The organism is Shinella sp. OV683, assembly GCF_057787725.1.
The window spans coordinates 4,068,275-4,084,257 of sequence record NZ_CM173543.1; the positions used below are offsets into that span (position 1 = coordinate 4,068,275).

Annotated in this window: 16 protein-coding genes and 1 tRNA gene; 10 read left to right on the forward strand and 7 right to left on the reverse strand. The window is 59.6% G+C overall.

Annotated features, from left to right (window positions below; all coding sequences use genetic code 11):
* Nucleotides 1-71: 71 nt before the first annotated feature.
* Together ACXHRN_RS19715 and ACXHRN_RS19720 are read right to left on the reverse strand one after the other, a co-directional pair.
* Entirely contained in the window at nt 72-2,399 is a 2,328-nt protein-coding gene (locus ACXHRN_RS19715; RefSeq protein WP_488638000.1) for a transglycosylase domain-containing protein, read from the reverse strand.
* A 335-nt stretch (nt 2,400-2,734) separates the two neighbouring features.
* Complete coding sequence (locus ACXHRN_RS19720) at nt 2,735-4,123, reverse strand: M20/M25/M40 family metallo-hydrolase (RefSeq protein WP_488638001.1); 1,389 nt, start codon at nt 4,121-4,123, stop codon at nt 2,735-2,737.
* Nucleotides 4,124-4,331: 208 nt separating this feature from the next.
* Between ACXHRN_RS19720 and ACXHRN_RS19725 the strand changes: the two genes are divergently transcribed.
* From ACXHRN_RS19725 to ACXHRN_RS19745, 5 genes are all read left to right on the forward strand, one after another.
* On the forward strand, nt 4,332-4,712 hold the full coding sequence (locus tag ACXHRN_RS19725) for a methylglyoxal synthase (RefSeq protein WP_488638002.1): 381 nt from the start codon (nt 4,332-4,334) through the stop codon (nt 4,710-4,712).
* A gap of 30 nt (nt 4,713-4,742) precedes the next feature.
* The gene (locus ACXHRN_RS19730) at nt 4,743-5,759 is read left to right on the forward strand and encodes a glucokinase (protein WP_488638003.1); all 1,017 of its coding nucleotides are present in this window, start codon (nt 4,743-4,745) and stop codon (nt 5,757-5,759) included.
* A gap of 132 nt (nt 5,760-5,891) precedes the next feature.
* Nucleotides 5,892-7,622, forward strand: coding sequence for an ABC transporter ATP-binding protein (locus tag ACXHRN_RS19735; protein WP_488641956.1), 1,731 nt, complete (start codon nt 5,892-5,894; stop codon nt 7,620-7,622).
* Nucleotides 7,619-8,443, forward strand: coding sequence for a 4-hydroxy-tetrahydrodipicolinate reductase (dapB, locus tag ACXHRN_RS19740; protein WP_488638004.1), 825 nt, complete (start codon nt 7,619-7,621; stop codon nt 8,441-8,443). The genes ACXHRN_RS19735 and dapB overlap by 4 nt, the downstream gene beginning before the upstream one ends.
* Before the next feature lie 29 nt (nt 8,444-8,472).
* The gene (locus ACXHRN_RS19745; protein ID WP_488638005.1) at nt 8,473-9,108 is read left to right on the forward strand and encodes a 2,3-bisphosphoglycerate-dependent phosphoglycerate mutase; all 636 of its coding nucleotides are present in this window, start codon (nt 8,473-8,475) and stop codon (nt 9,106-9,108) included.
* Nucleotides 9,109-9,158: 50 nt separating this feature from the next.
* On the opposite strand, the gene ACXHRN_RS19750 is transcribed toward ACXHRN_RS19745, so the two are convergent.
* From ACXHRN_RS19750 to ACXHRN_RS19760, 3 genes are all read right to left on the reverse strand, one after another.
* A complete protein-coding gene (locus ACXHRN_RS19750; RefSeq protein ID WP_488638006.1) occupies nt 9,159-9,518 on the reverse strand; it encodes a hypothetical protein in 360 nt (119 codons plus the stop codon).
* Nucleotides 9,519-9,614: 96 nt separating this feature from the next.
* Nucleotides 9,615-10,493: a methylated-DNA--[protein]-cysteine S-methyltransferase gene (locus tag ACXHRN_RS19755; protein WP_488638007.1), complete on the reverse strand. Its 879-nt coding sequence runs from the start codon at nt 10,491-10,493 to the stop codon at nt 9,615-9,617.
* Between the two features lie 91 nt (nt 10,494-10,584).
* The gene (locus tag ACXHRN_RS19760) at nt 10,585-11,085 is read right to left on the reverse strand and encodes a DUF2244 domain-containing protein (RefSeq protein WP_488638008.1); all 501 of its coding nucleotides are present in this window, start codon (nt 11,083-11,085) and stop codon (nt 10,585-10,587) included.
* Between the two features lie 21 nt (nt 11,086-11,106).
* Here ACXHRN_RS19760 and nth point away from each other — a divergent pair, with 21 nt between their 5' ends.
* A complete protein-coding gene (gene nth / locus ACXHRN_RS19765; RefSeq protein ID WP_488638009.1) occupies nt 11,107-11,859 on the forward strand; it encodes an endonuclease III in 753 nt (250 codons plus the stop codon).
* Here the strand turns inward: nth and ACXHRN_RS19770 are convergent.
* Entirely contained in the window at nt 11,831-12,562 is a 732-nt protein-coding gene (locus tag ACXHRN_RS19770; protein WP_488638010.1) for a sulfate transporter family protein, read from the reverse strand. The two genes, nth and ACXHRN_RS19770, sit on opposite strands and share 29 nt — an antisense overlap.
* Before the next feature lie 82 nt (nt 12,563-12,644).
* Between ACXHRN_RS19770 and ACXHRN_RS19775 the strand changes: the two genes are divergently transcribed.
* Nucleotides 12,645-12,953, forward strand: coding sequence for an Rdx family protein (locus ACXHRN_RS19775; RefSeq protein WP_488638011.1), 309 nt, complete (start codon nt 12,645-12,647; stop codon nt 12,951-12,953).
* A 61-nt stretch (nt 12,954-13,014) separates the two neighbouring features.
* On the opposite strand, the gene ACXHRN_RS19780 is transcribed toward ACXHRN_RS19775, so the two are convergent.
* On the reverse strand, nt 13,015-13,422 hold the full coding sequence (locus ACXHRN_RS19780) for a BA14K family protein (RefSeq protein ID WP_488638012.1): 408 nt from the start codon (nt 13,420-13,422) through the stop codon (nt 13,015-13,017).
* A 397-nt stretch (nt 13,423-13,819) separates the two neighbouring features.
* Here ACXHRN_RS19780 and ACXHRN_RS19785 point away from each other — a divergent pair.
* The 3 genes from ACXHRN_RS19785 to ACXHRN_RS19795 all read left to right on the forward strand — a co-directional run bounded on the left by ACXHRN_RS19785 (nt 13,820) and on the right by ACXHRN_RS19795 (nt 15,871).
* A tRNA-Leu gene (locus ACXHRN_RS19785) sits at nt 13,820-13,906 on the forward strand.
* Nucleotides 13,907-13,995: 89 nt separating this feature from the next.
* Entirely contained in the window at nt 13,996-15,396 is a 1,401-nt protein-coding gene (locus ACXHRN_RS19790) for a site-specific integrase (protein WP_488638013.1), read from the forward strand.
* Between the two features lie 112 nt (nt 15,397-15,508).
* Complete coding sequence (locus ACXHRN_RS19795) at nt 15,509-15,871, forward strand: hypothetical protein (protein WP_488638014.1); 363 nt, start codon at nt 15,509-15,511, stop codon at nt 15,869-15,871.
* Nucleotides 15,872-15,983: the final 112 nt, after the last annotated feature.

Sequence of the window (15,983 nt, forward strand, 5' to 3'; positions counted from 1 at the left end):
TTTGGCTTCGATCTGGTTGTTTGCAGTAGTCCAATATCATTTGGACGCTGCGGACCTGACAAGGTCTACACCTATTGCTGCATAATGACATCAAGAAGCGTGGAGTTTGCCTTCTTTCGCTGGACTGTCGAACCTGTCTGGCCGACATCCATCGGCGGTACGAGAGCGGGGTCCTGATCGCCTTGTGATTTGCGCAATACGTCCTCGATTTCGGCCGTCGGCAGCTCTGCCTGTTCGGCTCCAGCGTTCTTCTTAACCGTCGTATTCCTGCCGGCCGCGCTGTCATCCCTGCGGACGGCAGGCTTGGGCTTGTCGCTGCCGCCGAGAGCATGACTGATCATATCAAACAGATTGCCGTCGCCCTGGTCCGACGTCGTGGCCTGCGGATCGGTTGACACCATGTCAGGCTGCGGCTGGACGCCGCCAAGGCCGAAGAGCGGCGCAGGCGCCAGGCCCTTATGAGCCGCGATCATGAACTCGCTCCAGGTCTGGGCCGGCAAACCACCGCCCGTGACCTTCTTCATCGAGGTGCCGTCGTCATTGCCGAACCAGACGCCGGTGGTGAGATTGGCCGTATAGCCCACGAACAGGGCGTCGCGGAACGACTGTGTCGTGCCAGACTTGCCGGCGGCCTGCCAGCCTGGCAGCTTGGCTTTCTTGCCGGTGCCATGGGTGATGACGCCCGACAGCATCTGGTTCATCTCGGCGGCGATCTTTTCGGAGATCACCTTGGGCGGCGTGTCGTAGGTATTCTCATAGAGCACCTTGCCGGAGACGGTGGTGATGCGCTTGATGATATGCGGCGTTGCCTTGAAGCCGCCATTCATGAAGGGCGCATAGGCGGAGGTCAGCTCGACCAGAGACACTTCCGACGTGCCAAGCGCGATCGAGGCATTTTCCTGCAGCTCCGAATCAATGCCCATGCGGTGGGCGAGCTTGGAGACATTCTGCGGACCGGCCTCCATCACCAACTGAGCGGCAATGGTGTTGAGCGAGTTGGCGAGCGCATTGGCGAGGGTCACCGGGCCGCGATATTTGTTGTCGTAGTTCTCCGGCGTCCATTTGCCGATGCGCACCGGCGCGTCGTTGCGGATCGAGCCGGGGGTGAGGCCCTGCTCCAGGGCTGTGGCATAGACGAACGGCTTGAAGGCCGAACCCGGCTGCCGCTTGGCCTTGAAGGCGCGGTTGAACTGGCTCTGGGCATATTCGCGGCCGCCGACAACCGCGCGGATGGCACCCGTGCCGTCGATCGAAACCAGCGCCGCCTGCGAGACGTTGAGGCGCTTGCCGTCCTTGTTGAGCGCCGACTGGATCGCCTTCTCGCCCGCTTTTTCCAGTGTCCGGTCAATGGTGGTGTCGACGATGATATCTTCCTTGACGTCGCCGATCAGGCCCGGCAATTCGTCCATGACCATGTCAGCGGCGTAGTGCTCGGCGCCTGACCAGTAGCTTTTGGCCTTCTGTGCCTTCTGGTCCACGGCGGCGGTCAATTCGTCGGGGCTGATGTAGCCCTGTTCTTCCATGGCGGCGAGCACGAGCTTGGCGCGCTCCATCGCCCCTTCCGGGTTCTTGGCGGGCGACAGCGCCGATGGTGCCTTCAGCAGGCCGGCAAGGATCGCGGCTTCGGTGAGCGTCACGTCACGCGCCGATTTATTGAAGTAGCGGCGGGAGGCCGCTTCGACGCCATAAGAGTTGGAGCCGAAGAACACCCGGTTCAGATACATCGCCAGGATCTGGTCCTTGGAGTATTTGCTCTCCAGCCAGAAGGCGAGCAGCACTTCCTGGACTTTGCGCTCGAGCGTCCGGTCGGGCGTCAGGAACATGTTCTTTGCAAGCTGCTGGGTGATGGTCGAGCCGCCCTGCACCATCCGCCCGGACATGGCGTTGCGGGTCATGGCGCGCGCCAGGCCGATGGGGTCGACGCCGAAATGTGAATAGAAGCGACGGTCCTCGATCGCCATCACCGCCTGCGGAATGTAGGGCGACATGGCATCGAGCGGCACCGCCTCGCCACCCGTCGAGCCGCGGTTGGCGAGCAGTTGGCCGTTGACGTCAACGATCTTGATGTTCGGTGGCCGATCGGGCATCGCCCAGCTTTCGGCGCTCGGCATGCGTGAACCGTAATAGAGAACGATGCCGGCAACGCCGATCGCGCCCCACAGGCCCAGCACGAGAACCCAATAGATCGCCCGGCGCATGAAACCGATGATGCCACCACCGGAACCGCGTGAACGGCGCGATGAACGCGGCTTGGCAGGGGCTTTGGTCGAGCGGCTGGACTTGGACGCAGTACGGCTTACCCTGTCGCGCGGATCAGCACGCAGGTCGCCATCACGCGCCCGCTTTCCCCCTTCAAAAGAAGGTTCGATCCTTTTGCCCGACTTCGATTTTCCCGCCATACGCCTCTATTTTCCGCCTTTTGCCCACCTCTGGAATATTGGACCCGATGGACTCTAAATGTGGCGAATTAACGGGGAATGAAGATTAGGTTTACGAATGCTTAATTTCTTCAATCGCTTACCGCAGGGCAAAATTTCACGGTTGGTGCTGTCGGTTTGCCACAGCTCGTTTGCCTGCAACAGGACGCGCATCCGTTCAAAAAACCGTGAAGTTGCGCAACCTTTTGGTCGTCGATGGGTTGTCGATCCCGGCTATCCGCGGATGCGCTGACCGCAACAGCATCTGAAAATCCAAGACGCCTCCCTCCTCCCGGGAGGCGCCTTATTTGTGGCCCTTATTCAGCCAAGGCCGCCATGATGCGGATCCACGAGCGGATGCCCTTGTGATAGGAGTTCAGCTCGTATTTCTCGTTCGGCGAATGGATGCGATCATCCGACAGGCCGAAGCCCGCGAGCAGCGACTCCATGCCCAGCATCTTCTGGAAATCACCGACAATCGGGATCGAGCCGCCCATGCCGATCATGACGGCCGGCTTCGGCCATTCCGCCGACAAAGCGTCCTTGGCCTTGTTGAGCAGTGCCGAATCATACGGCAGCTGGATTGCCGGCGAGCCGCCATGCTTGAGGAACTCAACCGAGCAATCCACTGGAATTTTCGACTCGACATAGGCGCGGAAGGCAGCGCGAATCTTGTCCGGATCCTGTTTGCCCACCAGTCGGAACGAGATCTTGGCCGATGCCTCGGCTGCAATCACGGTCTTGAAGCCGTCGCCGGTATAGCCACCGACGATGCCGTTGACCTCAGCTGTCGGCCGCGCCCAGGTGAGTTCGAGAGCGCCACGACCCTTCTCACCCGACGTGATGGAAAGACCGACTTCGCCAAGGAACTGTTCCGTCGTCAGGCCGAGCGTTTCCCAGGACTTCTTGATGTGTTCAGGTGTTTCCTCGACGCCGTCGTAGAAACCCGGCAGCGTCACGGCACCGTTTTCGTCGTGCAGGCCGTCGAGGATTTTCACCAGGATATGGATCGGGTTGGCTGCGGCACCACCGAAATAGCCGGAATGCAGGTCGCGGTCGGCGGCCTTGATCTTGATTTCCTCGCCGACGAGGCCACGCAGACCTGCCGAGATCGCCGGTGTTTGGGCGTCCCACATATTGGTATCGCAAACCAGCGCAAAATCCGCCTTGAGTTCTGCGGCATTGGCTTCGAGAAACGGCTTGAGCGACGGCGATCCGGATTCTTCCTCGCCCTCGAACAGGATGGAAACCTTCACCGGCAGCGCGCCATGGGTTTCCTTGTAGGCACGGCAGGCCTCGACGAAGGTCAGCAACTGGCCCTTGTCGTCGGAGGTGCCACGGCCGGTAATGATCTTGCGACCGTTTGCGCCCTCCTTGATGCCCGGCTCGAACGGATCGGTTTCCCAGAGATTGATCGGATCGACCGGCTGGACATCATAATGGCCGTAAAACAGCACATGCGGGGCATCGGCACTGGCGCCGTCGTGATGGGCAACCACCATCGGGTGGCCGGGTGTGGGCCGTACCGACGATGTAAAGCCGAGGCTGATGAGATAATCGCTGAGCCAGGTGGCAGCACGCTTGCACTCTTCCTTGTAGGCCGGGTCGGTCGAGATCGACTTGATGCGGCAAAGCGCAAACATCTTCTCCAGGCTGGAGTCGAGATTGGCATCGGCCTTGGCAAGAGCGGTGTCGAGAGCAGTCATGGGTAATCCTCGCTTGGGCATTCCGGGATGATTTGGCGGCGAACATAACGGATTCACAATCAAAATTCGCCTCGCATTTTGGTCTTTTTGCGGGGACACGACCGGGCGTCGCGATCGCAATTTCAAATCGATTGAATTGCTTTGATCCGTTGGAAAAATCCGCTATAGCCGATCTATCTAATGCGACTGCTGAAAGGTGGGGCAAGTCTTGGCCGAGCGGGAAACGATCGCGCTGATTGCGCATGACCAGAAAAAGGACGACCTCGCCGATTTCGCGCGCAATCACGAAGTTGCGCTGTCGCAATTCGATATCGTCGCCACAGGCACGACCGGCGGCCGGATCATCGAGGCCTGCCCTTCGCTTGCCGTGCGGCGCATGAAAAGCGGTCCGCTGGGTGGCGACCAGCAGATCGGTGCGATGATCGCCGAGGGCACGGTCAAGATGCTGATTTTCTTCACCGATCCACTAACGGCGATGCCGCACGATGTCGATGTCAAGGCGCTGATGCGGCTGGCAACGGTCTATGATATTCCCATGGCACTCAATCGCGCTACGGCCGAAATGGTCATCGGCCGGTTCGAGCCATAACGATAAAAGATACCCGGGCAGGACTCTCCCATGGCAGACAAAGACAATCACTTTCCCTTTCCGATCCTGATCGGCGATATCGGCGGCACCAATGCCCGCTTTTCGCTGATTACCGACGCCTTTGCCGAGCCGAAGGAATTTCCGATCGTCCGTACCGCCAACTATCCGACGATCGACGATGCCATCCAGAAGGTCGTGCTAGACCAAACCTCATGGCAGCCGCGTTCGGCGATTCTTGCGATCGCCGGCCCCATCAACGGCGATGAGATTCCGCTGACAAACTGCCCCTGGGTAGTCCGGCCCAATAACATGCTCGCCAATCTCGGTTTCGATGACGTTACCGTCGTCAATGACTTTGAAGCACAGGCACTCGCCGTCGCTTCCCTGTCGGAAGAGCACCAGATCCAACTTGGCCGCGGCACGCAGCTAGAAGGTCATTCCAAGGTGGTTCTCGGCCCAGGTACAGGCCTCGGTGTCGCCGGCCTGGTGCATGCGCTGCATGCGTGGATTCCGGTTCCCGGCGAAGGCGGCCATGTCGACCTCGGGCCGCGCAGCGATCGCGACCTCGAGATCTTCGAGCATATCGAGCGGATCGAAGGCCGGGTTTCGGCCGAACAGATCCTATGCGGGCGCGGGCTCGTCAATCTTTACAACGCCATCTGCATCACTGACAGGGTCGGATCGGTATTTACGGATCCCGCTGATGTATCCACCAAGGGATTGTCCGGCGAGGATGCGCAAGCAGCCGAAGCGGTGTCGCTATTCGCCACCTATCTTGGACGTATTGCGGGCGACATGGCCTGCATCTTCATGGCGCGCGGCGGCGTCTATCTCGCAGGTGGCATCCCGCAAAAAATCCTGCCGGCGCTCAAACGCCCCGAATTCCGTGCGGCTTTCGAGGATAAAGCGCCGCATACGGCTTTGATGTCGACGATTCCGACCTATGTAATGACGCATCCGCTGGCAGCACTGGCCGGGCTTTCGACCTATGCCCGGACGCCAACCCGTTTTGGCGTGGCGACAGACGGCCGTCGCTGGCGGAAATAACTGTTCAAGCGCACCGCCGGCGGCTAAGAGGCCATATCAGGTGATAACGAGAGACATCAATTGAGCGCACCCCGCCCGAAAAAGCTGGAAATCGATCGCACCGCGATCTTTCCCGTGATCAAGCGCGTCTTCATGGAAAACGCGCGTGAACACGCGAAGGGCTATGCATTCGCCATTGCCTGCCTCGTTGTGGTCGCGGCCTCGACGGCCTTTACCGCCTGGATCATGGAATCGGTTATCAACGAGACCTTCTCCAACAAGCGCGCCGACCTCGTATGGATCATCTGCCTGGCAATCTTCTTTGCCTTCACGCTCAAGGGGCTTGCCTCCTACGGGCAGGCGGTGGCACTGACCAAGATCGGCAATTCGATTGTCGCTCGTTACCAGAAGCGGCTGTTCAACCATCTGATGGCGCTTAATCTCGGCTACTTCTCCGAGGCCCGCTCGGCACGCATCACTGCCACGATCTCACAGAACGTCAACGGCATTCGCGATACGCTGAACCTGACGATCACCTCGCTTGCCCGCGACGCATTGACATTTGTGGCGCTGGTCGGGGTGATGTTTTCCAAGGATCCGCTCCTGTCGCTGATCGTCCTGGTGGCCGCGCCACCTTTGTTGCTCGCCATGCGCGCCATGGCCAAGAAGTTGCGCGTCGCGTCACGGGAATCCGTCGAGTTCAACGCCCATGTCAGCGGCGCGATGCAGGAAACCATCCTGGGACTGCCGATCGTCAAGGCCTTCACCATGGAGAGCCAGTTGCGTAGCCGTGTCGAAGGCCTGATCGACATGGCGGAAAAGCGCGCCAACCGTATCGCCCGGCTTTCGGAGCGCACGGCGCCCTTGACCGAGACTTTCGCCGGCGCGACCATCGCCATCGTCGTCGGCTATGCCGCCTATCAGTCGATCTATAACGGCCAGTTGCCGGGTGCATTCATCGCCTTCATCGCCTCCATGCTGCTCGCATACGATCCGGCACGGCGCCTGACCAAGCTGCAGGTGCAGATGGAACGCGCCTATGTGAACGCGAAGATGATCTATGACATCCTCGACACGCCGATCCCGATGCGCGAGGCGTCCGACGCAAAGCCGTTAGAAGTCACCGAAGGCAAGATCGAATTCCGCAACGTACATTTCGGCTATGGCACCGAGCCGATCCTCAAGGGCGTCAGCTTTATCGCCGAGGGCGGCGACACGACGGCGATCGCGGGGCCATCCGGCGCCGGAAAGTCGACGATCATCAGTCTGATCCCGCGCTTCTACGATCCCAACGAAGGCGAAGTGCTGGTCGATGGCCAGGATCTGCATTTCGTCACCAAGCAGTCCTTGCGAGAAAAGCTTGCCTATGTCTCGCAGGCGCCGCTGCTGTTCGAGGGTAGCGTCCGCGACAACATCCGCTACGGCCGCCCGGAGGCGACTGACGGTGAGATCGAGGACGCGGCGCGGCTCGCCTATGCCCATGATTTCATCCTCAGCCTGCCGATGGGCTACGACACGCCGGTCGGCGAAAACGGCGCCAATCTCTCCGGCGGCCAGAAGCAACGGCTGTCGATCGCGCGTGCGCTGGTGCGCAATGCGCCGATCCTGCTGCTCGACGAGGCAACCTCTGCACTGGATACGGAATCCGAGGCGGCCGTGCAGAAGGCATTCGCCAATGCCATGAAGGGCCGCACCGTTGTTGTGATCGCACATAGGCTGTCGACCATCGCCGAGGCCGACAAGATCATCGTCATCGAGGACGGTCTGATCGCCGAGGAAGGCACCCACGAAATGCTTGCACAGGAAGAAGGCGGACTCTACGCTCGCCTAAACCGGTTGCAGATCAAAAAAGACGACATCTCCTCGATGGGAGCGGGACAATGACGGATAGTGATATGAAGATGGTTGTGGTGGCCGGAGCCGCCGGTCGCATGGGCCAGACACTGTTGAAAGCTATCCACGCCGCGCCCGGCATGTCCATCCATGCTGCGATCGAACGCGAGGGCTCGCCGACCATCGGCAAGGATGCCGGCGAGATCTGCGGCATCGGTCCCATCGGCGTGCCGATCACGTCAGATCCGCTCGAGGCCTTCGTCAAGGCCGATGCGGTGATCGATTTCACGTCGCCGGCTTCGACGATCCAGTTTGCGGCGCTTGCCGCGCAGGCCCGCATCGTCCATATCATCGGCACGACCGGCTGCTCGCCCGAGGATGTCGAAAAGATCAAGGCCGCCGGCCGGCATGCGCGCATCGTCATGTCCGGCAATATGAGCCTGGGCGTCAATTTGCTCAGCGTGCTGGTGCGCCAAGCAGCGGCGGCGCTTGACGCTGCGAACTGGGATATCGAGGTGCTGGAAATGCACCACAACAAAAAAGTCGATGCGCCGTCGGGCACAGCTTTGCTGCTCGGCAACGAAGCCGCCAAGGGACGTGCGATCGACCTGTTGGCCAATGCGGTCAAGGTGCGCGACGGCCATACTGGCGCACGTGAGCCGGGCTCGATCGGCTTTGCCACCCTGCGTGGCGGCGGTGTGATCGGCGATCATTCGGTGACCTTCGCCAGCGACGAGGAAATGATCACGCTTTCGCACCGGGCCATGGACCGGTCGCTGTTTGCCAAGGGGGCGCTGACGGCCGCCCGCTGGGCATTCGACAAGAAGCCCGGCTTTTACAGCATGCTCGACGTGCTCGGGCTGAACGATTGACACTTTGATCTTATATCAGGAGATGCAATATGAGCGGAACGTTGGTGCTGGTTCGTCATGGCCAGAGTGAATGGAATCTCAAGAACCTGTTCACGGGCTGGAAAGACCCTGACCTCACCGAACTCGGCATCACCGAAGCCAAGACCGGCGGCGAGGCGCTGAAGGATTACGGCATCAAGTTCGATATCGCCTATACGTCGGTACTGGTCCGCGCGCAGAATACGCTGAAGATCATCCTCGATTGCGTCGGCCAGCAGGAACTCAAGACGATCCGCGACCAGGCGCTCAACGAGCGCGACTACGGCGATCTTTCAGGTCTGAACAAGGACGATGCCCGCGCCAAGTGGGGCGAGGAGCAGGTGCATATCTGGCGCCGCTCCTACGACATCCCACCGCCGGGCGGCGAGAGCTTGCGCGACACCGGTGCCCGCGTCTGGCCCTACTACCTCACCGATATCCTGCCGCAGGTGCTGTCGGGCAAGAATGTCCTGGTGGCTGCCCACGGCAACTCGCTGCGCTCGCTGGTGATGGTGCTCGACAAGCTCTCCAAGGAGCAGATCCTCGCGCTCAACCTCGCGACCGGCGTGCCGATGGTCTACAAGCTGAATGCGGATTCCACGGTCAAGTCGAAGGAAGTGCTCGGCGATATGTCGGGCGCTCATTGAGGAAAAGTCAGAATTGCGGGTGCAAACCCGCCTTTCTGAATAGACGGTTGCTATCGCCCGACATCTCGATTTTCCTCCCCACAGGCAGGCGACACGTCAGTGCGTTTCTTGAGGCACCCGTAAAGGGATTGGCCAGCGCGGATGCTGATACCCAGAAGAATAAGTACCACCGCAGCGCTCAAAGCCAGTGGCGGTCCGTAACTACCGCGGCTATAGAAAAACAAGTCAGGCATGCTGAAGCACATGAAAATCAAAAAGAAAACGAAAAACATCTGCGATAGCATCGCAATAATCAAATAGGCTCCGGCAAGCCAATAGCCGATTTGACTTAAAGGATGAGAAAACAACGGTGGAGTTGGAAGCTTCCCGAAACTCATTTTTTCGAGAGAAGAATAGGGATGTTCGAACATGCTCCGTCCCGCGCTGCCTTCATGGCACCATCGTTAGTTTAGGACGAAGCGCGCTGCAACCACGATAAGAGCGCTTGGTTAAGACGGTTTGTCGGCCTAAGCCTTCGCCGCTTCCCAGCCCAGCATGGCCCGCTTGCGGGTCAGGCCCCAGTGATAGCCCGTGAGCGCGCCGGACTTGCCGATGGCGCGGTGGCAGGGCACCACAAAGGACACCGGGTTGCGGCCGACCGCAGCACCAACGGCGCGCGAGGCCTTTGGTGCCTCGATCTTGCGGGCGATGTCCGAGTAAGAGCAGAGCTTACCGACTGGGATTTCCAACAACTGCTCCCAGACCCTGATCTGGAAATCGGTGCCGATCAGCACGACCCTCAGCGGCTCATTGGCATTCCAGCGTTCCGGATCGAAGATGCGGTCGGCAAGAGGTCGAACCGCCTCGTCATCGCGCGTATAGACCGCCTCGGGCCAGCGCTGGGTCATGTCCTGGAGCGCAAAGGTATCACCGCCCTTGGCCTCATCCGAGAAGGCAAGGCCGCACAGGCCGCGCTCGGTGACCATCAGCAGCGACCGACCAAACGGCGAATCGTGGAATCCGTAGCGGATCGCCAAGCCCCTGCCCTTCTCCTTCCATTCGCCGGGCGACATCGCCTCATGCGTCACGAAAAGATCGTGCAGGCGGCCGGGTCCGGATAGCCCAAGTTCGAGCGAGGTTTCGAGCAGCGGCAGCCGCTCCTCGCCCAGCAGCCGCTTGGCGTGATCGAGCGTCACCGCCTGCAGGAACGCCTTGGGCGACAGGCCGGCCCAGCGCGTGAACGTCTTTTGCAGCTCGAGCGGGTCGCGGCCCATCTCGCCGGCGATGCGGTCGAGCGAGGGCTGGTTCTGGTAGTCTTCGGTCAACAGCTCGATGACGCCCGAGACGACGGCGTAGTCTTCGCCGGCAGGTGTGATGTCTTTTGCATGATTGAGTGAAATGGTCATACGTCTGATCCTTGATTGTCAGGGAGAGTCGCATGAAAGACGTGGGGCCGCCACCCGATTCCTGCCGACCCGGTGTCCTGCCGACGAAGTATCACAGCCGTCGCCTGACGGTGGCGAGCGCCGACGTAAATGCGCTAGCAAAACTCTCTCGTTCTTCCCTGCCAAGGAACATGCCGAGCTGCGTGCGATGCCCCTCGCCCACGACGGCCATCCCGGTGATGCCGAATTCCTCGTGACGGGCGACATCGAAGCGCGTCCAGAACGGATTGTAGCGGCTCTGGCGGACGCGGCCGGCCGGCGACACCTTGCGGATCTGCAGCTCCGTTCGCGACAGAGTGATCTCCTCGCGGGCCCTGGCCGACCGGTAACTCAGCCAGAAGGCACCATAGAGCAGCACGAAATCCGCACCGAAGAACATCGCCACCGGCAGCGCGCCGGTTATCACGAAGAAGATGGCATTGAAGAAGCAGAAAACGAAGGTCAGCGCCATCAGCACGCGAAAGCCTGTGCGACCAAGCGAACGATAAGGTTTCAGCTCCGCCGTGAAAACGGGCCGGCTGTTGATCGCATCGTGATCGTTCCCTATCGTCATGCCACGAACTATAGGACAATCATGACAAAGCGCAATATTTCCGCCGCCAAGCCTGCAGCGACAAAAAGCCCCCGCCGGAAACCATCCTTCCGCTGTCCCTACTCCACTGAGGAGATCGAGGAGATCTTCCGGCGATTCTCGGTGCAACGGCCGGAGCCCAAGGGCGAGCTTTTCCACACCAATCCCTATACGCTGCTGGTGGCGGTGGCGCTTTCGGCCCAGGCGACAGATGTCGGGGTCAACAAGGCGACGCGGCCGCTGTTTGCCATCGCCGACACGCCGGAGAAGATGCTCGAACTCGGGGAAGACACCGTTCGCGACTACATCAAGACGATTGGCCTTTATCGCAACAAGGCCAAGAACGTCATCGCGCTCTCACAGAAGCTGATCACCGATTTCGGCGGCGAAGTGCCTCGAACCCGCGAGGAGCTCGTGACGCTGCCCGGCGTCGGCCGCAAGACCGCCAATGTCGTGATGTCGATGGCCTTCGGCATCGCGGCGCTGGCAGTTGACACGCATATCTTCCGCATCGGCAACCGGCTAAAGATCGCGCCAGGCAAGACGACCGACGAGGTCGAGGATCATTTCCTCGAGATCATTCCGCCGCATTATCTCTACCACGCCCATCACTGGCTGATCCTGCACGGGCGCTATACCTGCAAGGCGCGGCGTCCGGAATGCGAGCATTGCGTGATTGCCGATATCTGCAAATCGCCGGAAAAAACTGCTGAAATGCCGGCAGAGCTCAAGGAGTTGCCCGCGCAGGTGTTCTAACGCCCAGTTCCCTGTTCCGCAGTCCCTTGAACAGATGGATCATAGTCACGGCGGCAAACAGCGGCGTCAGCAGGTTGAGAATGGGCACGAACAGGAAGAGCGCGATCAGCAGCCCGGCCAATGTCACCTTGCCTTGATTGGCGCGACGATAGGCTCGGGCGCCTTGAACACCCAGATGGCGGCTGGCGGCGAACTCGAAATATTCACGGCCGAGCAGGTAGCCGTTGACGACGAAGAAGATGACCAGGTTGACGCCCGGCACCAGCAGGAACAGCAGCGCGACGAGATTGGCTGCTATCACCACCAGGAAGAATCGCAGGCTCGACATCAGGGACTGGCCGAGCGGCAGCGCAGTGCCTGGTACGTCCCCGGGATAATCGGTCTTTTCGATAATATCGGCGGCATCGTCGAGGAAGAACCCTGCGACCACAGCGCTGACCGGTGCAATCAGCATGGCGAGCGCCGCGGCAAGACCGACCGCCGAAAGCAACATCGCCACCACGGTCAGCCATCCCGCCCAATCCGGCAGGTCGGGAATGTAGCCCGAGATCCAAGGCATCACCCAGGCAAAGAATGCTTCGCGCACGGCAAGCCACAGGGCCGCGAGCGCCAGCAGCGTCAGCCCAAGCACTTTCCAGAACACCGAGCGAATGGACGGAGAAAAGATTTCACCGAGGGCACGCGACGCAGCGTCAACAATCATCAGGTTCTCCAAAAGCGGTCATGGCGCATGTCGGCGCGGCCAGCGCCCTTTGCAAGATCGAAGCAGAGTGATAATTGGCCACATGAGCGAAAAAATCCCTGAGACAAAACCCCGCATCACCATTCTTTATTGCACCCAGTGCAACTGGCTGCTGCGCGCCGGCTGGATGGCGCAAGAGCTGCTGCAGACATTCGGCCAGACGCTTGGCGAGGTGGCGTTGCTGCCCGGCACCGGCGGCAATTTCGAGATTCGCGTCGATGGCGAACTCATCTGGGAGCGAAAGCGCGATGGCGGCTTTCCCGGCCCCAAGGAGCTGAAGCAGCGGGTGCGCGACATCATCGAGCCCGACCGCGATCTCGGCCACACCGATCGCGGTTCGTCCGAACCCTGACAACAAAAAAGCAGGCTGCGGATGCAGCCTGCCCTTGATGATCCTGGAATCGTCCTGCCGATCAGTACGGCGAGACACAACGCTTGTAATAGCCGTCATAGGACAGGAACGTGTTGGTGCGCGGATTGTATGAGCCGTAGCGGTTCAGGCACCAATTGACGTGGGCATTGTAGCCACGACGGACGACCACGCGCGGCGCGATGATGACCGGGGCGACCCAGACACGGCGTGGACCCCAATAGCGATAGCGCGGGCCCCAGTAGCGCCCATAGCGCGGCCCCCAATAGCGACCACGACCATAGTAGCGACCACGGCAACCCCAGCGACCGCAGCGAACCTGGGTGACATCCGAGCTTTTCTCTATCTTGATCGGTGCAGGCGCCATCGGGCCAGCTTCCGCCATCGTAACCGGTACAACAGTGGCAAATGCAAGCGCACCGGCCATGATGTAGCTGCGAATTCTCGACATTCTTCTAATCCTCTCAAGTTATCCAGGGCTTTCGCCCGACGGTGTCCCTTGCGCTAGACGTATTATCTTTTGTTCTTATTCATTGGAGTAACCACATCCATCCGACTTTCTGCAACTTAAAAATTGTCGAGATGCTTGGCTGAACTCATCGGTGTCAGCAATTTCTTGCTTTTTGGGCAAAATGAAGGCCTGCTTGCTCTTGATCTTGCAGTGACTTCTGTATCGCCGTTTCCGACATTACTCCGTTCATTCTGTTAAGCAGACCAAGGACGTCAAGGTTCCGTGGCGCTCGGGCATTCGCTTCGCGACGCTCATATGACGATCCCCAGCTTTTCACTCCGATTTTTCAAAAAGCCTGTTGACAGGAAACGGCGACCCACTTACATGCACCCTCGCTGCCCAGATGGCGGAATTGGTAGACGCGCCAGCTTCAGGTGCTGGTTCCCGAAAGGGAGTGGAGGTTCGAGTCCTCTTCTGGGCACCATTCCCACTTATAATGCTGAACATTATCAATGTTCTCAGGATGTTAGCCTTTCGACCGGTACACAGATCGGTACATAGGAAGGTACATTTATGGGGCTAGTGTTGAAGTACGTCCAAGAGCCGACGAAAGACCGTGATCAATATCGGTATCGTCGTAGAGTGCCCGCTGAACTCAAGCCGTATACAGGCAAGGGTGAACTCATTGCTGCTCTGGGTGAGTCGCGAGGCGAAGCCCTCAAGGCGTACCCCCGCATTCATGACGGCTTTGAGAAAGAGCTTGAACTTGCCCGCAAGGCGCTGAAGGCCGACCAAACGAAGCGCCCCTTCAGCGAGTTGTCCGAGCGAGAACGTTATGAGCTTCTCATTGCGCGCTTGAAAGAGATGGGTGTCGATGATCCATCCTCTGTCGCCTCTAACGACCACGAGGCATTCCAGCGGGGCGTTATCGCTGAGGGGATTGCCTCCAGGTACCCTGAGGACGCCCACACGGGGAACCCGATCATCACCGACAAGGCCGACGCCTTCCTTATCAGGGCACTTACGGCCAAGGCTCCCGCAAAGCCCACACCGTCGCTTGACGATGCCGTCAAGGTTTACCTCAAGGACAAGGTTACAGGCGGAGCCTTGGAGGTGAAGAAGAAGACCCAGCGGGTGAAGCGCGTCGTTGCGCGCCTTAAGAAGGCCTTAGGGAAGACACCTCAGATTGACAAGATCACACGCGAGGACGCGAGGAAGGTTCGCGACTTCATGCTGGAGCTTCCGAGTTTGTCCCCTGCTTCGGTCAAGCGTGAGCTGAACATCGTGAAGGCAATCATCACTCATGCGATCACAGAGTTCGAGCTAGGAGGCTGCAACAACCCCTTCAGGAAGCTGGACATCGACGGGCTTGATGAAGATAGCGAAGCTGACAAGCGTGACCCGTTCCCGGATGATATGCTTGGAAGGGTCAGGGCCAATGTCTTCAGCCATGCCATCCCGGAACTGCAGCTTATCTGGCGACTGCTGGAAGGCACAGGATGCCGGGTCGCTGAGGTCTCAGGCCTCCGCGTCGAAGACGTGACTATTGATGGGGACACCCCAAACGTTCGTGTGACGTGGCACGAAGACAGGCGGATCAAGACGACCGCTTCGAAACGGTATGTGCCGCTCGTCGGTGACGCTCTGACTGCGGCTAAGGAAGCCCTCACAGTCGCGGGGAAAGGGTTCATGCTGTTCAGTCAATACGGCAACGAGAATGGGCCTACAAACGTCTCTCAGATGCTGATGAAGCGTGTTCGTGATATCACCGATAATCCCCGGCTGGTAGTGCATTCTCTTAGACACAACTTGAAGGACAGACTTCTAATTGCAGGAGTTCCCGAGTTGGATCAGAACATCATCCTTGGGCACTCGCTCGGTGGCGTGGGAAACCGGACCTACGGTGGTACACCAGCTAAGCTAATCGTGACCACGATTGCGATGAAGAAGGCTTTCGGTCTCACGGTGGAATAGAATAGCCGTTGGTGCCAATTCGCACCTACAGCGACTGTCTATTCATTCAGGCATCGGTAGAGCCTCCGGTCCTGTAAACGCGTTCCTTGCTCACACCGGCACACGGGAAATCGTGGCCGCGTTGCGGTTTGTGACGGAACGTGCCGATCAGGGCGATGAGCAAGCCAATGCGCTGCTGAGAGGCTACACCATCAAGTCGGCCAACTTCGACTATGACCTGATGCCCGAGCTGGTGGCCTCCGAGGTGACCTTTCGGGATGAGCTACCGGACAAGATCAAGGATGCCGTTAACGAGCTGAGCGGCTTCACTGATTACGTCTTCACCAACTGCCGCGACCGAAACACCGGCTCGGGCATCAGTTCGACCCTTAGGCAGGGCATTGATCAGGCGACTGCCGCGCTTGCCACGCTCGCCGCGCCCGACATCGAAGAGGGTGAAGTCGAGGAACTACGAGTTCCACCGACGAACTCTTGACTGTAGACCTGAGCAAGCCACTTGCGGGGCATAGGCCGAAACTCAGGCTGGTCTAGCGTCGGGTGAGATACGAGCCTATCAGGCCATTAAGTTCGCGTATGTCCGCCTCCTG